28 protein-coding genes are annotated in these 24,784 nt (G+C 66.9%); 8 read left to right on the top strand and 20 right to left on the bottom strand.

The annotated features are described in order from the left end of the window. Positions 1 to 72 precede the first annotated feature (72 nt). The gene (locus tag IP92_RS14485; RefSeq protein WP_229418781.1) at positions 73 to 1,107 is read left to right on the top strand and encodes a phospholipase A; all 1,035 of its coding nucleotides are present in this window, start codon (positions 73 to 75) and stop codon (positions 1,105 to 1,107) included. A 13-nt stretch (positions 1,108 to 1,120) separates the two neighbouring features. On the opposite strand, the gene IP92_RS14480 is transcribed toward IP92_RS14485, so the two are convergent. The 9 genes from IP92_RS14480 to mltG form a co-directional block, all read right to left on the bottom strand. Next, a complete protein-coding gene (locus tag IP92_RS14480; protein WP_145876087.1) occupies positions 1,121 to 1,321 on the bottom strand; it encodes a hypothetical protein in 201 nt (66 codons plus the stop codon). A 114-nt stretch (positions 1,322 to 1,435) separates the two neighbouring features. Next, a complete protein-coding gene (locus tag IP92_RS14475) occupies positions 1,436 to 2,353 on the bottom strand; it encodes a class I SAM-dependent methyltransferase (protein ID WP_145876085.1) in 918 nt (305 codons plus the stop codon). Positions 2,354 to 2,692: 339 nt separating this feature from the next. Next, positions 2,693 to 3,418, bottom strand: coding sequence for an ankyrin repeat domain-containing protein (locus IP92_RS14470; RefSeq protein WP_229418780.1), 726 nt, complete (start codon positions 3,416 to 3,418; stop codon positions 2,693 to 2,695). Positions 3,419 to 3,429: 11 nt separating this feature from the next. Beyond that, a complete protein-coding gene (locus tag IP92_RS14465; RefSeq protein WP_145876083.1) occupies positions 3,430 to 4,212 on the bottom strand; it encodes a TatD family hydrolase in 783 nt (260 codons plus the stop codon). 104 nt (positions 4,213 to 4,316) lie between these two features. Further along, a complete protein-coding gene (locus tag IP92_RS14460) occupies positions 4,317 to 4,832 on the bottom strand; it encodes a GNAT family N-acetyltransferase (RefSeq protein WP_145876080.1) in 516 nt (171 codons plus the stop codon). A 7-nt stretch (positions 4,833 to 4,839) separates the two neighbouring features. Further along, entirely contained in the window at positions 4,840 to 5,235 is a 396-nt protein-coding gene (locus tag IP92_RS14455) for a PilZ domain-containing protein (protein ID WP_145876077.1), read from the bottom strand. A 20-nt stretch (positions 5,236 to 5,255) separates the two neighbouring features. Next, complete coding sequence (locus tag IP92_RS14450; protein WP_145876075.1) at positions 5,256 to 6,272, bottom strand: DNA polymerase III subunit delta'; 1,017 nt, start codon at positions 6,270 to 6,272, stop codon at positions 5,256 to 5,258. Next, entirely contained in the window at positions 6,269 to 6,904 is a 636-nt protein-coding gene (tmk, locus tag IP92_RS14445) for a dTMP kinase (protein WP_229418779.1), read from the bottom strand. The genes IP92_RS14450 and tmk overlap by 4 nt, the downstream gene beginning before the upstream one ends. Beyond that, positions 6,901 to 7,902 carry an endolytic transglycosylase MltG gene (mltG, locus tag IP92_RS14440; protein ID WP_145876073.1) on the bottom strand — a complete coding sequence of 334 codons (1,002 nt, stop codon included), beginning with the start codon at positions 7,900 to 7,902 and terminating at the stop codon, positions 6,901 to 6,903. The genes tmk and mltG overlap by 4 nt, the downstream gene beginning before the upstream one ends. Positions 7,903 to 8,024: 122 nt before the next feature. Between mltG and ygfZ the strand changes: the two genes are divergently transcribed. Genes ygfZ through IP92_RS14425 form a run of 3 tightly spaced genes read left to right on the top strand, consistent with a single transcriptional unit; the run spans position 8,025 to position 10,161 of the window. Beyond that, a complete protein-coding gene (gene ygfZ / locus IP92_RS14435; RefSeq protein WP_145876071.1) occupies positions 8,025 to 9,035 on the top strand; it encodes a CAF17-like 4Fe-4S cluster assembly/insertion protein YgfZ in 1,011 nt (336 codons plus the stop codon). Then, positions 9,035 to 9,334 (top strand): DUF4936 family protein, encoded by a 300-nt coding sequence (locus tag IP92_RS14430; RefSeq protein WP_145876069.1) that lies wholly within the window; start codon positions 9,035 to 9,037, stop codon positions 9,332 to 9,334. The genes ygfZ and IP92_RS14430 overlap by 1 nt, the downstream gene beginning before the upstream one ends. Next, positions 9,325 to 10,161 carry an NRDE family protein gene (locus tag IP92_RS14425; RefSeq protein WP_145876066.1) on the top strand — a complete coding sequence of 279 codons (837 nt, stop codon included), beginning with the start codon at positions 9,325 to 9,327 and terminating at the stop codon, positions 10,159 to 10,161. Before IP92_RS14430 ends, IP92_RS14425 begins: the two co-directional genes overlap by 10 nt. Positions 10,162 to 10,324: 163 nt before the next feature. Here the strand turns inward: IP92_RS14425 and nfsB are convergent, their stop codons facing one another. Genes nfsB through IP92_RS14410 form a run of 3 tightly spaced genes read right to left on the bottom strand, consistent with a single transcriptional unit; the run spans position 10,325 to position 13,160 of the window. Next, entirely contained in the window at positions 10,325 to 10,978 is a 654-nt protein-coding gene (gene nfsB / locus IP92_RS14420; RefSeq protein WP_145876064.1) for an oxygen-insensitive NAD(P)H nitroreductase, read from the bottom strand. Positions 10,979 to 11,008: 30 nt separating this feature from the next. Next, positions 11,009 to 12,145 (bottom strand): L-dopachrome tautomerase-related protein, encoded by a 1,137-nt coding sequence (locus IP92_RS14415; RefSeq protein ID WP_229418778.1) that lies wholly within the window; start codon positions 12,143 to 12,145, stop codon positions 11,009 to 11,011. A 7-nt stretch (positions 12,146 to 12,152) separates the two neighbouring features. Continuing rightward, a complete protein-coding gene (locus IP92_RS14410; protein WP_145876062.1) occupies positions 12,153 to 13,160 on the bottom strand; it encodes a zinc-binding alcohol dehydrogenase family protein in 1,008 nt (335 codons plus the stop codon). 97 nt (positions 13,161 to 13,257) lie between these two features. Here IP92_RS14410 and IP92_RS14405 point away from each other — a divergent pair, with 97 nt between their 5' ends. Then, positions 13,258 to 14,181, top strand: a complete 924-nt coding sequence (locus IP92_RS14405) for a LysR family transcriptional regulator (RefSeq protein WP_145876060.1) — start codon at positions 13,258 to 13,260, stop codon at positions 14,179 to 14,181. Positions 14,182 to 14,185: 4 nt separating this feature from the next. Here the strand turns inward: IP92_RS14405 and IP92_RS14400 are convergent, their stop codons facing one another. Together IP92_RS14400 and IP92_RS14395 are read right to left on the bottom strand one after the other, a co-directional pair. Then, on the bottom strand, positions 14,186 to 14,596 hold the full coding sequence (locus tag IP92_RS14400) for a hypothetical protein (RefSeq protein ID WP_145876058.1): 411 nt from the start codon (positions 14,594 to 14,596) through the stop codon (positions 14,186 to 14,188). A 23-nt stretch (positions 14,597 to 14,619) separates the two neighbouring features. After that, positions 14,620 to 16,314, bottom strand: coding sequence for a vWA domain-containing protein (locus tag IP92_RS14395; protein ID WP_145876056.1), 1,695 nt, complete (start codon positions 16,312 to 16,314; stop codon positions 14,620 to 14,622). Between the two features lie 261 nt (positions 16,315 to 16,575). Between IP92_RS14395 and IP92_RS14390 the strand changes: the two genes are divergently transcribed. Beyond that, positions 16,576 to 17,628: an alpha/beta fold hydrolase gene (locus IP92_RS14390; RefSeq protein WP_145876054.1), complete on the top strand. Its 1,053-nt coding sequence runs from the start codon at positions 16,576 to 16,578 to the stop codon at positions 17,626 to 17,628. 9 nt (positions 17,629 to 17,637) lie between these two features. On the opposite strand, the gene IP92_RS14385 is transcribed toward IP92_RS14390, so the two are convergent. The 4 genes from IP92_RS14385 to IP92_RS14370 are packed head-to-tail and all read right to left on the bottom strand — an operon-like array spanning position 17,638 to position 20,179. Beyond that, positions 17,638 to 18,063: a GNAT family N-acetyltransferase gene (locus IP92_RS14385; RefSeq protein ID WP_145876052.1), complete on the bottom strand. Its 426-nt coding sequence runs from the start codon at positions 18,061 to 18,063 to the stop codon at positions 17,638 to 17,640. 2 nt (positions 18,064 to 18,065) lie between these two features. Beyond that, positions 18,066 to 19,076: an NADP-dependent oxidoreductase gene (locus tag IP92_RS14380; protein WP_145876050.1), complete on the bottom strand. Its 1,011-nt coding sequence runs from the start codon at positions 19,074 to 19,076 to the stop codon at positions 18,066 to 18,068. A 19-nt stretch (positions 19,077 to 19,095) separates the two neighbouring features. Next, entirely contained in the window at positions 19,096 to 19,875 is a 780-nt protein-coding gene (locus IP92_RS14375) for an SDR family oxidoreductase (RefSeq protein ID WP_145876048.1), read from the bottom strand. 1 nt (position 19,876) lies between these two features. Then, complete coding sequence (locus IP92_RS14370) at positions 19,877 to 20,179, bottom strand: Dabb family protein (protein WP_145876046.1); 303 nt, start codon at positions 20,177 to 20,179, stop codon at positions 19,877 to 19,879. A 201-nt stretch (positions 20,180 to 20,380) separates the two neighbouring features. Here IP92_RS14370 and IP92_RS14365 point away from each other — a divergent pair, with 201 nt between their 5' ends. Next, on the top strand, positions 20,381 to 22,087 hold the full coding sequence (locus IP92_RS14365; RefSeq protein ID WP_145876044.1) for an MFS transporter: 1,707 nt from the start codon (positions 20,381 to 20,383) through the stop codon (positions 22,085 to 22,087). Positions 22,088 to 22,240: 153 nt separating this feature from the next. Then, complete coding sequence (locus tag IP92_RS14360) at positions 22,241 to 22,738, top strand: GNAT family N-acetyltransferase (RefSeq protein ID WP_145876042.1); 498 nt, start codon at positions 22,241 to 22,243, stop codon at positions 22,736 to 22,738. Positions 22,739 to 22,740: 2 nt separating this feature from the next. Here the strand turns inward: IP92_RS14360 and nadC are convergent, their stop codons facing one another. Further along, on the bottom strand, positions 22,741 to 23,619 hold the full coding sequence (gene nadC / locus IP92_RS14355; RefSeq protein WP_145876039.1) for a carboxylating nicotinate-nucleotide diphosphorylase: 879 nt from the start codon (positions 23,617 to 23,619) through the stop codon (positions 22,741 to 22,743). Next, on the bottom strand, positions 23,616 to 24,770 hold the full coding sequence (nadA, locus tag IP92_RS14350) for a quinolinate synthase NadA (RefSeq protein WP_145876037.1): 1,155 nt from the start codon (positions 24,768 to 24,770) through the stop codon (positions 23,616 to 23,618). Before nadA ends, nadC begins: the two co-directional genes overlap by 4 nt. Between the last annotated feature and the right edge of the window lie 14 nt (positions 24,771 to 24,784).

The raw sequence follows: 24,784 nt of genomic DNA, 5'->3' as shown, positions 1-24,784 counted from the left end.
GCGTATACTGTCCCGATGCCAAAATACAAGATCATGACAATGAAACCACGACTTGCCCCCTGCCTTACGGCCATGCTGGCCCTCCCCCTTTATGCGTCGGCCCAGGCTCCCCAGCCTTCCGTCGAACAAAGCCTGGGACGCTGTGCGCTGCTGGGCGACCCGACGCAGCGGCTCGGTTGCTACGACGCGCTGGCGAACCGCCCAGCCGCCGATCCCGCCACGCCGGAGACGGCCCAGCAGCAAGGCGCCTTCCCCGGCGGCCCGAATGCCAAGGTCGTCGAACCGGGCACGGCGGCTGCGGACCCGGCCGCCGACCCCGTCGTATCGCGCCAGGTGCCCGTGTGGGAGCTGGATGCGGCCTCGAAACGGGGCGTGTTCAACTTCCGGCCGTATCGCGATACATACCTGCTGCTGGCGAACTACAGCAACAGCACGAACGACGGGCCGTTCCAGGACGTCACGCCGGCCGGCATCAAGGCCAAGCACGTGGAACTGGCTTACCAGCTGTCGTTCAAGATGAAGCTGATCGAAACGATCGCAGGTTCCCCTGTCGACCTGTGGTTCGGCTACACGCAGCGCAGCTTCTGGCAGGCGTACAACCGCAGCGCGTCGAGCCCCTTCCGCGAAACCAATTACGAACCGGAGATCATGGCCGTGACGCCGATCGGCAAGCGCATCGGCGGCTTCGATTTCCGCTATGCGGGCCTCGGGCTGGTGCACCAGTCGAACGGGCAGGCGTCGACGCTGTCGCGCAGCTGGAACCGGCTGTACGGCGAAGTGGGCGGCGAATACGGCAAGCTGGCGGTGACGGCGCGCGTGTGGAAGCGGCTCGACAATGCGAAGTCGGACAACGACAACCTCGACATCACGGACTACATGGGGCATGGCGACGTGCGCGTGTCGTACCGCACGGACGGCAACGAGTACTCGCTGCTGGCGCGCCGCAATTTCCATACGGACCACGGCGCGCTGCAGCTGGGCTGGGCCTTCCCGCTGCGCTCGAACCTGAAGGGCTACCTGCAGTTCTTCTCGGGCTATGGCCAGAGCCTGATCGACTACAACTACTCGCAGATGTCGCTGGGCGGGGGCTTCCTGATCGATTTCTGAGGCCGCCGCCGGCTTACGACCGGCGCGGGCCGCCCAATACCCGGGCGGGCAGCAGGACGATGGCGCGCAACGTCTCGAAGACGGCATCGACGCCGATGCCGATCAGCCGGAACGGCAGCAGCACGAGCCAGACGAGCGGATAGAGCACGAGCGCCAGCAGGGCCAGCGGCCAGCAGAAGAACAGCAGCACCAACCACAGGATGAAGCTCAGCATGACGACCTCGCGTGACGGATTGAACGAAGCGTCACTGTAGGCGGCATCCCGGCGGCGCGCACCGGCGCTGCGACGGGCGGGCGAAAAGGCGGGATGAACGGCGCCCTGGACGGGTCAGGCGTAAGCGACGACCTGCGGCTGCAGCGCGGCGTGATACAGCACGCTGGCGGACAGGCGTGCCTGCAGCGACGGAATCGAGCCGCCGGCGCGGTAGGCGAAGCGCACCTGCAGCACGTCGCCCTGCTTGACCGGCACCGGCTTGTCCAGCGGCAGCGACATGAAGTGGTTCAGCCAGTCGATCGTCGTCGCCCGTTCCTGGACGACGGACAGGATGTTCTTCGTCACGAAGCGGATCGCGTTGACGGTGCCGTCGCGGTCGATGACGAACTTGCCTTCCCAGCTGTAGCTCGTCTCGTTCGGTTGCGTGAAGTCGATCACCGAATAGACGGCCGGCTGGGACATCTCGACGGTGCCGGGATGCAGCATGCCCGGCTGCTGGAACTGCACGATCGGCGCGTAAAAGCCCTCGAAATCGTACTCCTGCTGCAGCGGCTGGGCGGCCATCAGCACGGCCTCGGGCAGGAACACGGGCAGCGGCCCGCCGAAGCGCTGCAGGTAGCGGCGCTTGAACTGTTCGATCACCTCGACCTGCTTCTCGCGCAGCATCGCCACGTGGATCATCTCGCAGATGACGACGTCCACCGGTTCCGGCGGCAGGTACTCGAACGCGTCGGCGTGGATCACTTCGACCTTGTCGCCGCCCGGGTTCATCGCGAGGAAGCGGCGCGCTTCCTGGACCATGTCCGGATTGAAGTCGACGCAGTAGACCTTGTCCGCCCGCTGCGCCGCGAACCACGACAGCACGCCGGTCCCGCCGCCCAGCTCCAGCACCTTCATGCCCGGCTGGACGACGTGGGCGATGGCCGCGCGGAAGCTGTGCATCCGGTTGGTATCCATCAGCATGTTGTGGTGATAGTGCACCGGGATGAACTGGCCCAGGTAGCAGCTTTCGAGTTCGCGTTCGGACAGCATCGTGTTTCCTCTCGTGGCGATAGCGACATTATCGGCAACACGATGCCTGCGCAAAACGCGGAGGTCGGCGGGAAAAATGGTCCAGTTCGGGAAAATGCGGGGCGGGACTGATGAGACCGTGTCCCCTCGTGCCTGGCACCAGGGGACACAAGCTCAGCAGCAGTCGGAGCTGACAGCGAGTGGCTTTGTCAACGGTGCCTGGCACCAGTGACACGGGCTCAGCAGGACGCGGAGTTTTCAGGGGGCAGTCCAGTTCGGGAAAGTGCGGTGATGGTGCGGCTGAGGCTGTGTCACCGGTGCCTGGCACCAGTGACACAAGCTCAGCAGGAGTGAGAGCTGTCAGCGGGCGGTTTTGCGCGCCGCCAGGTGCGCGCGGATCGTCTTCGCGATCCACGGCTTGTCGGCCCGTTCGGCGAATTCGGCGGCGTCGATGTGGAAGCCGCTGTCGCGCAGCGTGGCGTCGGCGCCTTCTTCCAGCAGCAGCTTGACGGCGTCTTCCTGGCCTTCACGGGCGGCCAGCATCAGCGGCGTTACCTTGGTCGGCGATTCCGCGTCGATGTACGCGTGGTGTTCCAGCAGGATGCGCATGATGTCCGTTGCGCCGGCCGCCGCCGCGTAGTGCAGCGCCGTCCAGCCGGGCCGGTTCACTTGCGCGCCCTTGGCCAGCAGCGCGAGCACGGCCGGCTGGTTGTTCTTGAACGCGGCCATCATCAGTGCCGTGTTGCCGTTCTCCGCCTGCGTTTCGAGCTGGATCTTCGGGTGCGCCAGCAGCAGCTTGAACACTTCCATCGCGTCGTAGCGCAGCGCCACGATCATGCCCGTCTCGCCCCGCTCCGGCTCGCGCACGTTCGGGTCCAGGCCGCGCGCCAGCAACGGCTTGATGCGGCCGACGTCGTCCAGCTGGGCGGCACGGAAGAAGGAAACGGCGTCGGCATCCTGTGTCTGCGCCGCCGCCGGCGCGCCGAATACGGAGGCAGCGGCCATCGCGGCGGCGGCCGTGCGCAGCGTGAAGCGGGCACGGATGCGGCGGCGCAGCTGGCGCGCCCGGTTGACTAAGCCTCGCAATGACAAGCGCATCAGGCCCTCGCCGCGGCGAACAGGTTGAAGAAGTTCGCCGTCGTCGCCGCGGCGACCTGCTCGACAGGCACTCCCTTCAGCTTGGCGATGAACTCGGCCACGTGGGCCACATAGCCCGGTTCGTTCATCTTGCCCCGGTACGGCACCGGCGCCAGGTATGGCGAATCCGTCTCGATCAGCATCCGCTCCAGCGGCACTTCCAGCGCCACGGCCTGCAGCTCCTTCGCGCTCTTGAACGTGACGATGCCGGAAAACGAGATGTAGAAGCCCATTTCCATCGATGCCCGGGCCACGTCCAGCGACTCGGTGAAGCAGTGCATGACGCCGGCGACGCCGCCCTTGTCGGTGCCGGCGCCCTCCTCGCCCATGATGCGGATCGTGTCCTCGCTGGCCGAGCGGGTGTGGATGATCAGCGGCTTGCCGCAGGCGCGCGACGCGCGGATGTGCGTGCGGAAGCGCTCACGCTGCCATTCGAGGTCGCCCTCGAGCCGGTAGTAATCCAAGCCCGTCTCGCCGACCGCGACGACCTTCGGGTGGCGCGCCAGCTCGACGAGCTGCTCGGCCGTGGGCTCGGGCGTGTCCTCGTAGTCGGGGTGCACGCCGACCGAGGCGTAGATGTTCGGATATTCCTCGGCCAGCGCGAGCACGCGGGGGAAGTCCGGTAGGTCGACGGAGACGCACAGCGCGTGCGTCACCTGGTTGTCCGCCATCTTCGCGCGGATTTCAGGCATCCGGGCTGCCAGTTCCGGGAAGTCGATATGGCAATGTGAATCGATGAACATGCCCCGATTGTAGCCGACCCCGGAAATCCGCGCAGACCGCGCACCCGCCAGCAATATTTCCTGAAATCGGGGTCAGACCCCGTTTTTGGGAAATATTGCCGGGATCAGGCCACCCGCTTGCCCAGGATGATCAGGTCGCGTTCGATGCCGTCCAGGTTCGCAACGCGGGGGAAATGCGCCCATTCGTCGAAGCCGAACTTGCGGAACAGGGCCAGGCTCGGTGCGTTGTGGCCGAAGATGAAGCCGAGCACCGTGTGCACCGCGATGCGCGGCGCGTAGGCGATCGCCTCCGTCAATGCATAGCGGCCGATGCCCTTGCCGCGCCAGCTTTCCGCGATGTAGATCGACACCTCGGCCGTGCCGGAATATGCCGGCCGGCCGTAGAAGTTCGAGTAAGAGATCCAGCCAAGGATTTCCGGCTGGGCCGACGTATCGTCCGCCCGCTCGATCACCCACAGCGGGCGCCGTTCCGGCTGGTGTTCGTGGAACCAGTTCAGCCGCGACTCGACGGAGACGGGCTCGGTATCGGCGGTGACTTCGCGCGAGGCGATCGTGCTGTTGTAGATGGCGACGATCGTCGGCAGGTCGTCGAGGGTGGCGATGCGATGGCGGAAGGACATGAATCGGTCAGAGTGTGTGGGTGGCGCGGGAGGAACGCAGGGCCGCGCCGAGGATCTCCTCGATGCGCGCGCGGGTGCGCTGGCCCGCTTCGTCGTCCGGGAAGTGGACGCCGATGCCCTGCGCCTTGTTGTTGTGCGCCCCGGCCGGCGTGATCCAGACGACCTTGCCAGCGATGGGGTATTTGTTCGTATCGTCCATCAGCGACAGGATCAGGTAGATCTCGTCGCCGATCCTGTACGGCTTTTGCGTCGGGACGAAGATGCCGCCGTTCTTCAGGAACGGCATGTAGGCGGCGTACAAGGCGGCCTTCTCCCTGATCGCCAGCGACAGCACGGCGGGCCGCGTCGCGGGCGCCGGGCTGGCGCCGGATGCGGTGCCGGGATCAGGGGGAGAAGCGCTCATGGCAGTCCTTCATCGACGTCTCATGCACAGCAGGTCGTGTAATCCAACAGCATGTCTTCCAGGAACAGCTTGGGCGACAGCGGGTGGTCGGACGTCGCCCGCCGCTCGGCCGTGCCCTTGATCGCCGCCAGCATGCCGGGGACAGTGACGCGGTCCGCCAGGCCCTTCAGCTCCCGCTGGTAACGGGGATAATACCGGATTCTGCCCGTGAGCTTGATCGAAAAGAGGTCGTACAGCCAGCGCTGCTGCCACGCCACCACGGCGGTCAGCGGTACCTTCTGCATCTTGTCCGCCGTGCGCAGCGCCAGCTCGACGGATGGGTGGGCCAGGCACTGCAGCAGCGTATCCATCTCTTCGCGGTTGCCCGTTTCCGCCTGGGCCAGAGCGGCCAGTGGCGCGCCGCCCTGCTCGCGTAGCCAGCCGTCCGCGTCCTGCACGCCCTGCTCGGCCAGCCAGGCCAGCGCTTCCTCGTGCGCCGGCAGTGCCAGCGCAAACTTGCGGCAGCGCGACAGGATCGTCGGCAGCAGCCGGTCCAGGCTGTTCGACGACAGCAGGAACACGGTGCCCGGCGGCGGCTCTTCCAGCGTCTTCAGCAGCGCGTTCGACGCGGGCATGTTCAGCGCCTCGGCCGGATACAGCACGACGACGCGCAAGCCCTGCCGGTGCGTCGAGATGTTCATGAAGTCCGCCAGCTGGCGCACCTGCTCGATCTTGATTTCCTTCGACGGCGCCTTCGACTTCTTCGTCTCTCCGCCCTCGTCGTCGCCGGCCGCTTCCTCTTCGAACGCTTCCGGCCGGATGCGGCGGAAGTCGGGATGGCTCTGCTGGGCGAACCAGCCGCATGACGCGCAGGCGTTGCACGGGTGGCCATCGGCGCGCACGTCCTCGCACAGCAGCGCTTGCGCGAAGTGCTCGATGAACGCGGCCTTGCCGATGCCGGCCGGGCCGTGGAACAGCACCGCGTGCGGCAGGCGATGGCGCACTTGCTGCAGCTGCGTCCAGGCGTCCTGCTGCCACGGGAAGATCATCTGGCTCATTGCAGCGCTCCGACGATGCCGGCCAGCTCCACGCGGATCGCCTCGATCGTTTGCGTCGAATCGATCACGCGGAAACGCTTGGGGTCCTGGGCCGCGCGGCGCAGGTATTCGTTGCGCGCGGCGCTGAAAAAGTCGGCCTTTTCCTGCTCGAACTTGTCGAGCTGGCGGGTGGCGTCGAGCCGGGCGCGCGCCACCTCCAGCGGCACGTCGAACAGGATCGTCAGGTCCGGCCACAACTCGGGGTGCACCCAGTTCGCCAGCGTGTCGATCTTGATCAGGTCCAGGCCGCGGCCGCCGCCCTGGTAGGCGAAGCTGGCGTCCGTGAAACGGTCCGAGATGACCCACGCACCGCGCGCCAGCGCCGGTTCGATCACCTGGGCGATGTGCTCGCGGCGGCTGGCGAACACCAGCAGCGCTTCCGTCTCCAGGTGCATCGGCTCATGCAGCACGAGCTCGCGCAGCTTCTCGCCCAGCGGCGTGCCGCCCGGTTCGCGCGAGCTGACGAGTTCGATGCCGCGGGCACGGATCAGGTCCGCCACATACTGGATGTGCGTGGACTTGCCGGCACCGTCGATGCCTTCGAAGGTGATGAACCTGCCGCGGGTGGAAGATTGTGCTTGTGCTGCCATCATTGCGAGCGGGTCTGCCGCTGGTACTGGTTGACCGCCCGGTTATGGTCGGTCAGGTTGTCGGAAAACTGGCTCGTGCCATTGCCACGGGAGACAAAATACAACGCGCCCGATTTTGCCGGCGCCAGCGCGGCGCTCAGCGATTGCTGGCCGGGCAGCGCGATCGGTGTCGGCGGCAGGCCGGCCCGCGTATAGGTATTGTACGGGGTGTCCGTTTCCAGGTCCTTCTTGCGGATATTGCCGTCGAACCTGTCGCCCAGCCCGTAGATGACGGTCGGGTCGGTCTGCAGCATCATGCCCAGCTTCAGCCGGTTGACGAACACGGCGGCGATCATCGCCCGCTCGGACTTCTGTCCCGTTTCCTTTTCGACAATCGACGCCATCGTCAGCGCCTGGTACGCGTCCTTGTACGGGAGGTCCGCCGCGCGTTTTTCCCATGCCGCGCTCAGGTGCTGCAGCAGCGCCGCGTGGGCCTGCTTGTAGATCTGCAGTTCCGAAGCGCCCTTCGCGAACAGGTACGTGTCCGGGAAGAACAGGCCTTCCGGTTCCTTGTAGTCGGAGCCGATGCGGGCCATCAGCTCGCGGTCCGACAGGCTGACGGTATCGTGCTTCAGGCCCTGGTGGGCGGCGATCGCCTGGCGCATCTGGCGGAACGTCCAGCCTTCGATGATCGTCAGCGATTCCTGGGCGAATTCGCCGCGCACCAGCTGGTCGATCAGCCGCAGCGGCGTGGTGCCGGGCTTCAGCTCGTACGAACCGGCCTTCAGCTTCGCGCTCTTGCCGGTGAAGCGCGCCAGCACGTTGAACAGCAGCGGCTGGATCGGCACGCCGGCCTCGGCGATCTGCTGGCCGGCCGCGTGGGCGCCGCTGCCCTTGCTGATCGTAAACGGGATCGTGTCGCCCTCGGCCACGATGGGTTGCTCGGACCACCAGGAGAAGCCGGCGCTGGCGGCCGCCGCGACCAGCACGCCCAGTACGATCGTTTTTGTTATGAATGACATGTTTTTTCCTGCCCGCGGCGCCGTACGGCCCTGCCGTTTTTGCGGCGCCCGGCGCGTTTTGTACGGGATCTTTATAATGAGCCCGTAATGATAATGCTTTCGTGGCCAAAGTATCCAAATTTATGAACACGTGGAATCAAATCCTCGCACCTCGCGCTGACACACCGGCAACCCCGGCGGCGCTCGCCGTCGGCTTCGTTGCTCCCGTCACCGACCTGGGCCTGATCGCCTTCACGGGCGACGACACGGCAACCTTCCTGCATTCGCAGCTGACCAACGACATCGAGCACCTGGCTCAGCAGGAAGTGCGGCTGGCCGGCTACTGCTCGCCGAAGGGCCGCCTGCTGGCCAGCTTCCTGATGTGGCGCGACGCGCAATCGGTCTACCTGCAACTGGCGCGCGACATCCAGCCGGCCGTGCAGAAGCGGCTGCAGATGTTCGTGCTGCGCGCGAAGACCAAGGCGGCGGACGTCACCGACCAGCATGTCGTGCTGGGCCTGGGCGGCGGCCTGGCGGAAGCCGTGCTGCAGACGTGGTTCGACGCGCTCCCGAGCGCACCCTACACGAAAATCGACCATCCGCTGGGCACGCTGCTGCGCGTGGCGGACGCCTTCGGCTCGCCCCGTTACCTGTGGCTGACGACACAAGAGACGGCGACGACGGCCGCCCCGCTGCTGGCCGACCGCCTCGTCGTCGGCGGCAACGAGGCCTGGCGCCTGGCCGAGATCCACGCCGGCGTGCCGCTGGTAACGGCCGCCACGCAGGAACAGTTCGTGCCGCAGATGATCAACCTGGAGCTGCTGGGCGGCGTCAATTTCAAGAAAGGCTGCTATCCGGGCCAGGAAATCGTCGCGCGCAGCCAGTACCTGGGCAAGTTGAAGCGCCGCACCGCGCTCGTGTCCATCGACGATGCGGGCATCACCGCCGGCACCGAGGTGTTCGCGGCGGCCGACCCGGACCAGCCTTGCGGCATGGTCGTCAACGCCGCGCCGAACGGTGCCGGCGGCGTCGACGCGCTCGTCGAGATGAAGCTCGATGCGCTCGAAACGGGTGCCGTCAACGCCCGCGCGGCGGGTGGCCCGGCGCTGCGCTTCCTGACGATGCCGTACGTGCTCGACAAGCTGGACGTGTGATGGACCTGTACGTGTACTACCGCGTCCGCGACGAGGATGCGGAACGCCTGCTGCCGCGCGTACGGGCATTGCAGGCGGCGCTGGCGGCCGCGCATGGCGTGGCGCCGCAACTGAAGCGCCGTCCCGGCAGCACGGACGGCATGCAGACGTGGATGGAAGTCTACCCCGCCACCGCGGCCGGGTTCACGGACGCGCTGGCGCAAGCCGTATCGACGCCCGATCTCGCGGCCGATCTGGGGGCGCTCATCGCCGGCCCCCGCCATACTGAAGTGTTCACGGATATCCCCTCATGTGCCTGATCGTTTTTGCCTGGCGCGTCGTGCCGGGGGTGCCGCTGATCGCCGCGGCGAACCGCGACGAATACTATGACCGCGCCAGCCTGCCGGCCGGCCCGTGGGAAGAGAACCCGCAGATCATCGCGGGGCGCGACCTGAAGGCGGGCGGCAGCTGGATGGGCGTCACCCGCCCGGAAGGCCCGGATTGCCAATGGCCCGCGGAAGCGCTGGCGCGGTTGTCGCCACTACGGGCCTGCTGCCAGGACGGCGACCTGGCCGCCACCGAGAACACGGGCAAGGCGCCGTCGCGCTTTGCCGCGATCACCAACATCCGTGCACCGCAGGACTACAACCCGCAGGCGCCGTCACGCGGCATGCTGGTGTCGAACTTCCTTGCCGCGACGATGAGTGCGCGCGACTACGTCGAGCAGATCCGCCCCGGCGCCCACGCCTACAACGGCTTCAACCTGGTGCTGTGCGATGGCGAGGAACTGGTGTGGTTCTCGAACCGGGGCGAAGCGGACCCGCGCAACGGCCAGCCGCTTGCACCGGGCATCTACGGACTGTCGAACGCGCTGCTCGATGCGCCATGGCCGAAAGTCGTCAGGACGAAGGCGCAGTTCGCGAGCCTGCTGTGCCTGGGGGCCCCGGAAGACGCGTACTTTGAAATGCTGGCCGACACGACGCGCGCGCCGGACCAGCGCCTGCCGGAAACGGGCGTACCGCTGGAGCGCGAGCGGCAGCTGTCGGCGGTGAAGATCGAGTCGCCGGACTATGGCACCCGCACGTCGACGGTGGTGAAACTGTATGCGGAAGCACCGGCCGTGTTGCACGAGCAGGTGATCCGCTGACTTGCTGCCAGGGTCGGACCCGTCGGGGCTTTCAGGGGTTTCGGGGAGCAGCGCTCCCCGCCTGCAAAGCGGTGCTGGCATGCATGCCAGCACTCCCTCCTGACCCCAGCCTTTGCCGTTGGGGTGACAGCATGCGACATTGATGCGCTGCTGTTTGCAGCAATCAAATATCCGTGAACACCTGCTCGGCCGGCAGGCGCGACTTCGGCAGCTTGGCGTTGAAGTCCTCGCTGCCGCTGTAGCCCAGCGACACGAGCACGGTGGCCGAGAAGCCCTTTTCGCGCAGGCCCAGTTCCTTGTCCAGCGCTTCCGCGTCGAAGCCTTCCATCGGCGTCGCACCGATGCCCAGCAGTGCGGCGCCCTGCAGCAGCGTGCCCAGTGCCAGGTAGGTCTGTTTCTCGTACCAGAACGGCACGTCCTTCTGCGTGAAGCGGTGCATGTTCGTGTACGACATGCGGCCGGCATGCTGCGACGTCTTCGCCGCGTCGTTGACGAAGCGGCCGTCCTTTTCCTCCTGTGCCAGCACGGCGGCGTTGTGCTCGTCGCTTGGCGCGACGCGGGTGGCCAGCACGATCACGTGCGACGCGTCGCGGATCTTCGCGGCGTTGTACTGGAAGTCAGGCTCGGTGGCCTTGGCGATGCGGTCCTTGCCTTCGGCCGTCGAAGCGACGACGAAATGCCACGGCTGCGAATTGACGGACGACGGCGCAAGGCGCAGCAGTTCGCGCAGCTGGGCGATGACGTCGTCCGGCACCTTGCGTGCGCGGTCGAACGACTTGACGGTGTAGCGCTGGCGCGCCTTGGTAACGGGATCCATGGTGTTTCCTTTCACATCATTTAACGGGACTTAGTTGGTGGGTGCCGGCTGCGCGTTCACCTTCACGCGCAGCAGCTCATAGGGTTTGCGGCGCAGGTCGCGGCCGTCGTTGAAGCCGGCCTGCCGATGCAGCTGGTTGGCGATCACGTACAGGTAGCCGTCCGGTCCGACGGACAGCGTGTCCGGCCACGACAGGTTCTCGCCTCGCGCGATCGTCCGCCACGTCGTGCTGCCGCGCGCGAGCTTGCGGATCGCGTTGTGCTCGTAGTCGCCGGCATACACGGCGCCCGCCGCATCCGACTCCAGGCCGTCCGAGGCACCCTTCACGCCGAGGTCGCGCACGGCACGGGCGAGTTCGGCCTCGGTGACGTTCGGGTCGCGCAACAGCCGCGTGGGCACGGAGTATAAACGCCGGCTCGACAACGCGCAGAAGTACAGCGTGTCCCCGTCCGGCGACAGCGCGATGCCGTCCGACGCGACCTTGAACGTGGCCGGCAGCGGCTTGCCGTCGATGGCCGCCGCGAAGCCCGGTTCCGGCATCGTCGCCGGGTGGCCGTTCAGCCGCCGCACGGCCTTGCCCGTCGCGAGATCGAGCACGATGATGGCGCCGGGGCCGGACAGCGACGAATCCGTCACATAGGCCACGCCTTCCGCGCCGGCCCGAAAATCGAAGCGCATGTCGTTCACATAGGTGGACGGCAGCACCACTTCCGCCGGGAACACGACGGTCTTGACGATGCGGTTGCTCGCCAAGTCGACGGCGACGAGCTTGGCGCCGCCCCGCCGCGGCGCCTTGAACTCCGGCGCCGCCGTGTCGAGGATCCACACGCGCCCGCGGCCGTCGGCAACGACGCTTTGCACGCTGATGAAGCCCTTGGCCGGGTCGGCGGGATCAGCCACGTTCACGGCCGCATCCGGGTACGGTACGGCTTTGCCATCGCGCAGTTCGGCCACCGTGTACGGCACGTCGTCGCCCCAGCGGGGGAAGTTCACGAAGATGCGGCCCGTTTCGGTGACGGTCACGCCGGTCGGCATCGCGCCGTCGAATGTGGCGACCCGTTCCAGCTTGCCGATGGATACCGGCTTGTCGGCCGCCGGGGCCAATGGCGCATGCATGGCCGCTGCGGCGGCAACCGCGGCGGCAATCAACGTCAGTCGTTTCATCATGCCCCCGTCAGAAGCCGGCCAGCACGAGCTTTCCGCGCGCCTGGTTGCTCTCGACGATCGCATGCGCCCTGCGCAGGTTGGCGGCGCTGATCGTGCCGATCCGCTCGCCCACCGTCGTGCGCAGCGCACCGATGTCGATCAGCGCGGCGATCCGTTCCAGGATTTCGCGCTGGCGCACCATGTCGACAGTCTCGTACATCGAACGCGTGAACATCAGTTCCCAGTGCAGCGAGATGCTCTTGCGCTTCAGCGGCATCGCGTCCAACCTGGCCGGATCGTCGATCAACGCGAACTGGCCTTGCGGCGCCAGCATGTCGACGATGTCGGCAAAGTGCTGGTCAGTGTGGGTCAGGCTGACGACAATGTCCGCATACTCATACCCCAGGGCCGCCAGCTGCGGCTTCATCGGGCGGCTGTGGTCGATGACATGGTGCGCGCCCAGCGCGAGGGTCCACTCGCGCGTGTCGGGCCGCGATGCGGTGCCGATCACGGTCAGGCCGGTCAGCTTGCTGGCCAGCTGCGTCAGGATCGAACCGACGCCGCCGGCAGCACCGATGATCAGCAGCGTGCGGCCGCGCGCGCCCTGCTCCGGCACCTTCAAACGGTCGAACAGCAGTTCCCACGCCGTCAGGGACGTCAGCGGCAGCGCGGCCGCATCGGCGAAGTCCAGCGACTTCGGCTTGTGGCCGGCGATGCGCTCGTCCACCAGGTGCAGCTCGCTGTACGAACCGGGGCGCGTCAGCGAACCCGCATAAAACACTGCGTCGCCCGGCTTGAACGCCGTGACGTCGGTGCCCACCGCCGCGACGATGCCGGCGGCATCCCAGCCCAGCACGCGCGGCGCGGTAACGGCCGCACCACGGCGCACCTTCGTGTCCACCGGGTTCACGGACACGGCCTGCACGCGCACCAGCAGGTCGCGCGGGCCCGGCACCGGGTCGGCCAGCTCCATCTCGACCAGCGCGTCCGGCTGCTCGATCGGCAGGCCATGCTGGGTGTACACGATTGCTTTCATCTGCTTCTCCGCATTGTTAAGTTGGAGCAATCATATGGCGGGAGTGGCAACCGAAAAACCCATATAATCGGATAGCACTTTCTCTTTTGGAGTGAAAATGGTTCGTTTTGAGGATCTCGCGCTGTTCGTCCGCACGGCCGCCTGCGGCAGCTTCACGAAGGCGGCGCGGGAGGCCAACCTGCTGCCGGGCCAGGTCAGCGCCGCGATCATGCGGCTCGAGCGGGACCTGGAAATCCGCCTGTTCGCCCGTTCCACCCGCAGCCTGCGGCTGACGGACGAGGGCGAACGGTATTTGCCGTTTGCGCGCGACGCGCTGGCGCTGCTGCACAGCGGCCGGGACGAGCTGCGGCGCAGCGACGACACGCTGTCCGGCACGTTGCAGCTGGCCGCGCCGTCGGACCTGGGCCGCAACGTGCTGCTGCCCTGGCTGACGGCATTCCGGCGCCAGCATCCGAAGCTGGAATTACGCGTGCAGTTTTCCGACCAGGTGACGGACGTGTTCCGCGACCCCGTCGACATCGCGATCCGCTATGGCCAGGTGGACGATGCCAGTTACGTGGCGCTGCCGATCGCACCGGACAACCGGCGCGTGCTGGTCGCTTCGCCCGGCTACCTGGAACAGTGCGGCGCCCCGCAAGCGCTGGACGAGCTGCCGCGCCACTCCTGCCTGCTGTGGCATATGCAGGGCCGGCTGTACGACAAATGGGGCTTCCCGGCCGGGAAAAGCCGGCGCACCGTGCAGGTGAAGGGGCCGCTGGCCAGCGACGATGCGGACATCGTGCGGCGCTGGGCGATCGACGGCGAAGGCATCGCCTATAAATCCTGGCTGGACGTCAGCAACGACGTGCGCGCCGGCCGCCTCGTCGTGGTGCTGCCCGAGCAGCCGGGCGAGCCGGCGCCGCTGCAGCTGATCTGCCCGCACCGCAAGCAGTTCTCGCCGGCCGTGCGGCAGTTGCATGCGCTGTTGCAGGAGAAGTGTGCGGGGCTGGGGACGCCGGCCGCGGCACCCGATGCGGCGTGACGGGTCAGTAGCTCCATTGCACGTGGAACCAGCGCTCCAGCGTGTGCGCAAAGGCGAACCACGTGACCGGGAAGCTCGCCCCGCCGAGCAGACAAGCGGCGGCAAACACGCCGTGGCGTGCTTCGCGCGTTGCCGCGAAACGTTCGTGCAGCAGCGCGCCGGCGGCGACAGCGACAGTGCTGACGGCGAGGATCGTCAGGAAACAGAAACCGAAGGCGGAAACGCGCTGCGTCGCGACGACGGCGAACGGCACGACGATCGCCGCACCGCTGGCCAGCGCCGTCAGTGCCACCAGCTGGCCCAGCGCTTGCAACGCATCCGGTGCCGCGTGCAATGCGCGAACTGCCGTCGCGATGCCGGTGGTTGCGAAGCCGACGAACATCGCCACCAGTAGCGGTAACAGGAAGATGCCCACTCAATGATTCCGGCTCGGCTGGTTCACCGCCCCGCCACCCCAACCTTGTCCAGCGCCTCGGCCATCCTGACCAGCCGCACGAACTCCGCCCGGTAGCCGTCGCGGTCCGGTCCGCGGGCGCCGTCGGCCAGCCTGGCGATATCGTCGTAGCCCATGTCCGCCACCGGACTCTCGCCGCGCAGCCGCTGCGCGAACGCGGCCACGGCGACGGCGAAGCGCGGGTCTTCCGGTGCGCTGTCCAGCCGCTGATGCACCGACGATGCCGTCACGGGATGCTCGATCAGCCGGCTCGTATTCTCCCCGGGGCGCTTGTAGCGCAGCCGCACGAAACACAGCTCGTCGCCGGCGCGCTTGGCCGGCTGCGTCTTGCGGTTGCCCTGGTAGCGCAGCGGTTCGACCAGCTTGTCCGCCGCGTCGGCCGGCGTGATCTCGTAGATCGCCGTCACCGTGTGGCCGGCGCCGATGTCGCCCGCGTCGACCTTGTCGTCCTTGAAGTCCTGCCGTTCCAGCATGCGCGTCTCGTAGCCGATCAGCCGGTACGCGGCCACCTTGGCGGGATTGAACTCGACTTGCACCTTCAGGTCGTTCGCGATCGGGAACATCGTCGACGCCAGCTCTTCGGACAGCGCCTTGCGCGCTTCCAGCAAGGTATCGATGTAGGCCGCGTTGCCGTTGCCCGTCTGCGCGAGGCGCTGCATCAGCGCGTCGTTCAGGTTGCCCTGGCCCACACCGAGGATCGACAGGTAGACGCCTGTCTTGCGCTTGTCGGCGACGAATTTCTCCAGCTGGCGCGGATCGGTGATGCCCAGGTTGAAGTCGCCGTCGGTGGCGAGGATCACGCGGTTGACCGCGTGCTTGTCGAAGTTGCGCTCGGCCAGCTCGTAGGCCCGTTGCAGGCCGTCGCCGCCCGCGGTGCCGCCACCGCTGGAGAGCGCGTCGAGCGCGTCGACGATGCGGTTGCGGTCCTTGCCCGGCGTCGGCTCCAGCGCCACGCGCGTGCCGCTGGCATAGGTAACGATCGATACCGTGTCGTCGTCGCGCAGCTGGCTGGCGAACAGCCGGAACCCCTGTTTCAGCAGCGGCAGCCGGTCCGGCGGCCCCATCGAGCCCGAGACGTCGACCAGCAGCACGACGTTGGCACGCGGCCGTTCGGCCGCCTTGATGTCGTAGCCACGGATCGCGATGTGCACCAGCTGGTTGCCCGCCTTCCATGGGCTGGGCATCACGGTCGTCCCTACCGCGAACGGCCGGGCCGGATCGGCCGGGGCCGTATACCGGTACGGGAAATAATTGACCATCTCCTCAACCCGCACGGCGGCGGGCGGCGGCACGTGGCCGGCCGTCAGCATGCGGCGCACGAATGCATACGACGCCGTATCGACGTCCGCGCTGAACGTGGACACGGGCTGCTCGGACACGAGTACCGGCTTGTTCGCTTCCTTGTCCGTGAATTTGTCCGACCCGCTCGGCAGCACGAAGACGTGCGGCCGGCCGATCAACGGCGATGCCTGCTTGGCGCGGTAGCCCTGCACGGCGACCGGGCTGGCGCCGGCCGCAGCGGGCACCGGCGGCGGGGCCGCCGGCGCGGGAACCGCCGTGATGGGCGAAACGCTGCGCTGGTCGGGTGCCGGTTGCTGGAGGGGCACCGGCTGGCTGCACGCGGCCAGCAGCGCTACCGCCGCGGCCGTGAGGATGAAATGGGTCGGCTTCTGGTTCATCGGTCGTCAAGGGCTCCGTCGAGTGGAAGATTGCACAGCATAAGGAAGGCCGGCGCTGCGCTGCAAGTATTTCTACTTCATGCAAGTTACCCGGCCAGCGCGCCGCCATGTACGCGAATTTGTATCCGAACGTATCTGGCCGGGTTGTGCATACATGGGCTTGCACCGGGCCCGTTTCCCGACATCCGCCGGATACGTGCGGGCGGTCCAATGACTCCATCGACGCAGCACATACCTTCAACCCAACCAACGGAGATCGCGATGAACCAGCCCTTCAACCAGCAACGCCGCACCTTCTTCAACGCCGCCGCCCTCGGCATCGCCGCCACCCAGCTGGGGCTGGCCAGCGGCATCGCCAACGCGGCCGGCATGGGCACTTCGGCAAATGCCGCCGGCATCTCGGCCGGGACCAATACGTTCACGGATATCCGCCAGATCCGCTCCGGCCTGTTGAACGTGGGGTATGTGGACATGGGCCCCGCCAACGGCTACCCGATCGTGCTGTTCCACGGCTGGCCGTACGATATCCACGCGTTCATCGACGTGGCACCGATCCTCGCAAGCGCGGGCTACCGCGTCATCATCCCGCACCTGCGCGGCTACGGCACCACCACATTCCTGTCCGCCGATACGCCGCGCAACGGCCAGCAGGCCAGCTTCACTGCCGATGCGGTGGACTTCCTCGATGCCTTGAAGATCGACAAGGCCGTCGTCGCGGGGTTCGACTGGGGCGCGCGGATCGCCACGACGTTGGCGGCACTGTGGCCGCAGCGCTTCACCGGCCTCGTGTCCGTCAGCGGTTACCTGATCGGCAGCCAGGAAGTGAATCGCAAGCCGCTGTCGCCGAAGGCGGAACTGCAGTGGTGGTACCAGTATTATTTCGCCACGCCGCGCGGTGAACTGGGCTACCGCGAGAACACCCATGCGTTTGCCCGCCTGATCTGGGAACTGGCTTCTCCGCAGTGGAAGTTCGACGATGCGACGTTCGCCCGCTCGGCCAGGTCGCTGGACAATCCGGACCACGTGGCGATCTCGATCACCAACTACCGCTGGCGCCTGGGCCTCGCGCCCAGCGAGCCCCGCTACGAAAGCCTGGAACGCCGGCTGGCGCAGTTCCCGACGGTGAGCGTGCCGACGATTACGATGGAAGGCGATGCGAACGGCGCGCCGCACCCGGACCCAAGCGCGTACGCGAAGAAGTTCACCGGCAGGTACGAGCACCGCAACCTGGACGGCGGCATCGGCCACAACCTGCCGCAGGAAGCGCCGCGCGCCTTTGCCCAGGCCGTGCTGGACGTCGCCAGGCAGGTCTGACGCCGGTACCTAGAACGCGTGGCGCATGTCGACGTGGGGAATGCCGGCTTCGTGGAACTCGTCGCCGGCCACGACGAAGCCGTGCGCCAGGTAGAACGGCGCGGCATGCGTCTGCGCGGACAGCACGACCTCGGCATGGCCTCGGGCGCGCGCCTGGTCCATCAGCCCGCGCAGCAGCGCGCTGCCGATGCCGGTGCCGCGCACGCGCTTGAGCACGGCCATGCGGCCGATGTGCCCATCGGGCAGCAGCCGGCCGGTACCGACAGGGATACCGGCCGCGTCGTACGCGACGGCATGCAGGCAGGCGGCGTCGTTATCGTCCATCTCCAGTTCGGCGGGCACGCCCTGCTCCTGCACGAAGACCTCGAGACGGACAGCTTGTGCGTCGGCACGCAGCGTGCTCCAGTCGCCGTAACGAATCTGCTGGATCGCCATGCTCACACCAGTTTCACGAGTTGCTTGCCGAAGTTGCGGCCCTGGAGCAGGCCGATGAACGCTTCCGGCGCCGCGGCCAGGCCTTGCGCCACCGTCTCGCGGTATTTCAGCTGGCCCGTCGCCACCAGCTTGCCCAGTTCCGCCAGTCCCTCCGGCCAGCAATCGAGGTGCTCGGTGACGATGAAGCCCGTCAGCGAGATCCGGTTCGTCAACAGCACACGTACATTGCGCAGCGGGATCTCTTCGCCGCTGTAGCCGGCGATCATGCCGCACAGCGCGACGCGGGCAAACGCATTGGTGCGCGCCAGCGCGGCATCGAACACTTCGCCGCCGACGTTTTCAAAGATGCCGTCGATGCCGTCCGGCGCCGCGGCCTTCAGGTCTTCCTTCAGGTTGCCCGCCTTGTAGTCGATGCACGCGTCGAAGCCCAGTTCGCGCACGACGTAATCGCATTTCTCCTGGCCGCCGGCGATGCCGATGGCCCGGCAGCCGCGCAGCTTGGCCAGCTGGCCGACCGCGCAGCCCACCGCGCCGCTGGCCGCGGACACGCACACCGTCTGCCCAGGTTCGAGGCGCAGGATGCGGTTCAAACCGTACCAGGCCGTCATGCCCGGCATGCCGACGGCGCCGAGATACGCGGACAGCGGGATCGCCGCCGTATCGAGCTTGCGCAGGCCGCTGCCGTCCGACACGGCCATCTCGGACCAGCCGCCCATCGCGGCGACGAAGTCGCCCTGCGCATACTTCGGATGGCGCGACGCCACCACCTCGCCGACGGTCCCGCCGATCATCGTCTCGTCCAGCGGCTGCGACGCGGCATAGCTCTTCGCTTCGCTCATCCGCCCCCGCATGTACGGGTCCAGCGACAGGTAGTGGTTGCGGATCAGCAGCTGGCCTTCCGCCAGTTCCGGCACGTCGGCCGTCTCGATCCTGAAATTGTCCGGCACGACCTGGCCGCGCGGACGCGATGCCAGCACGATGCGCTGGTAGTGACTCTTCGATTCCGTACTCATCGATTCTCCTTCCGCTTTCTTACACCGCCGATACGCCGCCGTCGACGGCCAGGATCTGGCCCGTGATGTGGCGTCCCGCCTCCGACGCGAACAGCACGCACGCGCCTTTCAAATCCTCGTCGCCGCCGAGCCGGCCCAGCGGCGCCGCGGCGGCCAGCGTGTCGCCCATCTGGCCCAGCACGCCGTGCGTCATCTTCGACGGGAAGAAGCCCGGCGCGATCGCATTGACGTTGATGCCGTATTCGCCCCACTCGCCCGCCAGCGCGCGCGTGAAGTTGACGATCGCGCCCTTCGACGTGTTGTAGACGAGCGTCTTCATCGTTCCCGGCGGATTGCCGGCCAGGCCGGCGATCGATGCGATATTGATGATCCTCCCGGCGCGGCGCGGAATCATCGACAGCCGTCCCACCGCCTGCGACAGCAGGAACACGCCGCGCACGTTCAGATTCATCACCTTTTCCCACGCTTCCAGCGGCAAATCCTCGGCCGGCGCGGCCCAGCTGGCGCCCGCATTGTTCACCAGGATGTCGATGTGCCCCAGCTTGTCGATCGCGCCTGCGGCCAGCGCTTCCACCGCGGCCGGATCGGCCATGTCGGCGGCCAGCGCGTAGGCCGTGATGCCACGCGCGGCCAGGTGGGCCACGGCTTCGTCGAGTTCGTGCTGCTTGCGCGCGCTGACCACGACGGTGGCGCCCTGCTCGCCCAGCGCCGTCGCCATCTGCAGGCCGAGGCCGCGCGAGCCGCCCGTCACGAGGGCCGTCTTGCCCCGCAGGCTGAAGAGATCCTGGACGGTCGCCACGTCACACCTCGTAGTCCATGCACTGGCGCTCGTCGCGCACGGCGGCAAAGAACGGTTTCAGCGCCTGGTGCTGCGGATGCTCGAGATAGCCGTCCAGCGCGGCCTTGTCGGCGAACTCGGAATACAGCACGACGTCGTACGTCGCTTCCAGGCCCGGCTGCGCCAGCGCCACTTCGAACTTGCCCATGCCCGGCACGATGCCGTTGCAGGCGTCCAGCAGTTCCTTCATCTTGCGGGCGTTCGTCGCACGGTCGGCGCCTTCGGCCGCATCCTTCAGCTTCCACATCACGATGTGCTTGATCACATTGCTTCCTTTACCAGATTGCCAAGCGCCGCAGGATAGCACACGGGCAGGCGCCGGCGCACCCGGTGCCGGGTGCTCATCTGTAAGCTTCGCGTAAGTTTCAAGCAAGAATGATGTAAGGTTCGGCGCGCAGAGTGGGTCGGGCCTACACAATAACCGGGATACACCGGCACGGCACAACCAATAATTGGAGACAACATCATGGCTATCACATCTGGCACCGCGGACCCGCGGAACCTGGGGGGCAAGGGGAAGTCGACGCCGATGACGGCCGAGGAGAAGAAAGTCATCTTCGCCTCGTCGCTCGGCACCGTGTTCGAATGGTACGACTTCTACCTGTACGGCTCGCTCGCATCGATCATCGCCAAGCAGTTCTTCATCGGCGACCCCACCACCACCTTCATCTTCGCGCTGCTGGCGTTCGCGGCCGGCTTCATCGTCCGTCCGTTCGGCGCCGTCGTGTTCGGCCGCCTGGGCGACATGATCGGCCGGAAGTACACGTTCCTCGTGACGATCCTGATCATGGGCATGTCGACGTTCATCGTCGGCCTGCTGCCCGGCCACACGTCGATCGGCATCGCGGCACCGATCATCCTCGTCACCCTGCGCATCCTGCAGGGCCTGGCGCTGGGCGGCGAGTACGGCGGTGCCGCCACCTACGTGGCCGAGCACGCGCCGGACGGCAAGCGTGGCATGTTCACGTCGTGGATCCAGACGACGGCCACGATGGGCCTGTTCCTGTCGCTGCTGGTGATCCTGGCGACCCGCGTCGCCGTCGGCGAGGACGAGTTCCAGGCCTGGGGCTGGCGCATTCCGTTCCTCGTCTCCGTGCTGCTGCTGGGCGTCTCCGTGTGGATCCGCCTGTCGATGAACGAGTCGCCCGCGTTCGCGAAGATGAAGGCCGAGGGCAAGACGTCGAAGGCGCCGCTGTCCGAGGCGTTCGGCCAGTGGAGCAACCTGAAGATCGTCATCCTGGCGCTGGTCGGCCTGACGATGGGCCAGGCCGTCGTGTGGTACACGGGCCAGTTCTACGCGCTGTTCTTCATGGAGAAGACGCTGAAGATCGAGTCGGCCACCGCCAACATCCTGATCGCCGTCGCCCTGCTGCTGGCCACGCCGTTCTTCATCTTCTTCGGCGCGCTGTCGGACAAGATCGGCCGCAAATGGATCATCCTGGGCGGCTGCCTGCTGGCCGCGCTGACGTACTTCCCGCTGTTCAAGGCGCTGACCCACTACGGCAACCCGCAGCTGGAAACGGCGCTGCAGAACTCCCCGGTCGTCGTCGTCGCCGACCCGGCCTCGTGCCACTTCCAGTTCAACCCGACGGGCCAGAAGAAATTCCCGTCGTCGTGCGACATCGCGACGGGCGCGCTCACCGCGTCGTCCGTGAACTACACGCGCCAGGACGCACCGGCGGGTACCGTCGCAAAGATCAAGGTGGGCGACAAGGAAATCGCGTCGTTCAATGCCACGATGACGGCCGATAACCTGAACTTCGACGCGGCCAGCAAGGAGAAGGAAGCCGCGTTCAAGAAGCAGGTCGGCGGCGCGATCAAGGAAGCGGGCTATCCGGCCAAGGCCGATCCGGAGCAGATCAACAAGCCGATGGTCGTGCTGATCCTGTTCGTGCTGGTGCTGTACGTGACGATGGTGTACGGCCCGATCGCCGCGATGCTGGTCGAGATGTTCCCGACGAAGATCCGCTACACGTCGATGTCCCTGCCCTACCACATCGGCAACGGCTGGTTCGGCGGCCTGCTGCCGACCACCGTGTTCGCACTGGTGGCATTCAAGGGCGACATCTACTACGGCCTGTGGTACCCGATCGTGGTCGCGCTGGCCACGCTCGTCATCGGGGCACTGTTCATCCGCGAGACGAAGGACCGCGATATCTACGCTGCCGACTGATCGTTCGCCGCACACTTCGGAGGCCACCTGCGGGTGGCTTTTTTTTTGCTGCTGAGGCTGTGTCACTGGTGCCAGGCACCGTTGACACAAACTCAGCAGCACTATGCAAGCTCATCAGTAGCGTTTTCGCGCCCCGTTGCGTATCCTGTAGCAATGGATACGATCACGATCCGGCCCTTCGCGGCCGATGAATGGCGCACCTGGCGCGCGCTGCGCCTGGCCGCCCTCGCCGACACCCCGGATGCCTTCGCCGTCACGCTCGCGCAGGCGCAGGCACGTTCCGACGACACGTGGGCCAGCCTGCTCGCGCAAGCCTGCTCGGCGCCGGCTGACCTGCCGCTCGTCGCGCTCGTCGACGGCGAACCGTGCGGCCTCACGTGGGCCAATCACGAAAGCGGCACCGTGTGGCTGTATCAGGTGTGGGTGGCACCGGAGCGGCGCGGGCGCGGTGTCGCGCAGGCGCTGTTGCGGTATGCGATCGGCTGGGCGCGCGAGCGCGGCGCGGCCGAAGTGCGACTGGACGTCACGGCCAGCCTTGCGCCGGCCTATGGGCTCTACAAAGGAATGGGATTCGAGGAGGACGGCGCTCCCGTTCCGATGGAGAACAGGAGCGGGCTGCGGGAACAGCCGATGCGTTTACCGCTCGGCTGACATCAGCCCAGCGCGCCCTCGACGATGCGCAGCGAGTAGTCGGTGGCCTTGACGTCCTTCGTCAGGGCGCCGATCGAGATGCGGTGCACGCCCGTCTCGGCGATCGATCGCACCGTATCGAAATTGACGCCGCCGGAGGCTTCCAGCAGCGCACGGCCCCGATTGACCTGCACCGCGTCGCGCATCATGGCCAGGTCGAAGTTATCGAGCAGGATCGACGTGGCGCCGGCCGCCAGCGCTTCGTCCAGCTCGGCCAAGGTCTCCACCTCGACCTGGATCGACACGTTCGCGTTGACCTTCTTCGCGGCGACCAGCGCGGCCGTGATGCCGCCTGCGGCGGCGATGTGGTTTTCCTTGATCAGGATGCCGTCGTACAGTGCCAGGCGCTGGTTCTGGCCGCCGCCGACGCGTACCGCGTACTTCTGCGCCAGACGCAAGCCGGGCAACGTCTTGCGCGTGTCGAGGATCGCGGCGCTGGTGCCGGAGATCGCGTCGACGTAGCGGCGCGTCGCCGTTGCCACGCCGGACAGCAGCTGCATGAAGTTCAGCGCCGCGCGCTCGCCCGTCAGGATCGCGCGGGCCGGGCCGACCAGCGTGCACACTGGCGTATCGGCCGCCATCACGTCGCCTTCCGCGTAGTGCCATTCGATGCCGATGGCCGGGTCGAGCGCGTGCATGATGCCTTCGAACCAGGGCGCGCCGCACAGCACCGCGTCCTCGCGCACGATCACGCGCGCGACCACACGGCCCGCTTCCGGCACCAGCTGGCCGGTGAGATCGCCGGTGCCGACGTCTTCCAGCAGCGCGGCCAGCAGGTTCGCTTCAAAGGCGCGGGTCAGCGCCTCGTCGAACGGCGCGAAACGATTCAACAGTGTGCTCATGCGGGTCCGATTCCGTTAAACAGTTGGGCTTCTTGCGCCAGGTCGGCGCCGGGCGCCACCTTGGCCTTCTTCGCGGCCGCGAAGTCGAGCATGCGGTTGATCGACACCTGCGCCTGGCGGCCCACCGCCGGGTCCACGTGGATCTCGTTGCCCAGGTTTTCCAGCACGTCCACCAGATTGCGCAAGCCGTTCATCGCCATCCACGGGCAATGCGCGCAGCTCTTGCAGGTGGCGCTGTTGCCGGCCGTCGGCGCTTCGATGAACGTCTTGCCCGGCGCCGCCATCCGCATCTTGTGCAGGATGCCGTTGTCGGTGGCGACGATGAACCGCGTGGCCGGCAGGCTGACGGCCGCCGCGATCAGCTGCGACGTCGAGCCGACGACGTCCGCCTGGGCGACGACGTTGGCGGGCGACTCCGGGTGCACCAGCACTTTCGCGTCCGGGTACTCGGCCTTCAGCAGGTCCAGCTCGATGCCCTTGAATTCGTCGTGCACGAGGCAGGAACCCTGCCACAGCAGCATGTCGGCGCCCGTCTGCTTCTGGATGTACGAACCCAGGTGCTTGTCGGGGGCCCACAGGATCTTCTTGCCCTGCTCATGCAGGTGCTTGACGATATCGAGGCCGATCGACGACGTCACCATCCAGTCGGCGCGCGCCTTCACGGCCGCGCTGGTGTTGGCGTAGACGACGACGGTGCGGTCCGGATGCTGGTCGCAGAACGCCGCGAAGTCCTCCGGCGGGCAACCCAGGTCCAGCGAACAGGTCGCGTCCAGGTCCGGCATCAGGATGGTTTTTTCCGGCGACAGGATCTTCGCCGTCTCGCCCATGAATTTCACGCCGGCGACGACGAGCGTTCTGGCGGGATGATCGCGCCCGAAGCGCGCCATCTCGAGCGAATCGGACACGCAACCGCCCGTCTCCTCGGCCAGATCCTGCAGGTCCGCATCGACATAGTAATGCGCGACCAGCACGGCCTCGCGCTCGCGCAACAACGTGCGGATGCGCTCCTTCAGCAGGATCTTTTCATCGGCCGCCACGGGCGCCGGCGTGCGCGCCCACGCGTGCGCGACACAGCTGCCGCCCTGCTGGTTATCCTCGATCAGCGGCTTTTCGTACTCGACGGTCTTGACGGGGATGGCTACGGTATTCATCGCTTGCCTTTGTC

It is taken from the genome of Pseudoduganella flava, from assembly GCF_007830495.1.
Lineage (GTDB): Bacteria > Pseudomonadota > Gammaproteobacteria > Burkholderiales > Burkholderiaceae_D > Rugamonas > Rugamonas flava.
Note: the sequence above shows the minus strand (reverse complement) of the source record. Positions and strands in the feature narration are given on the sequence as shown.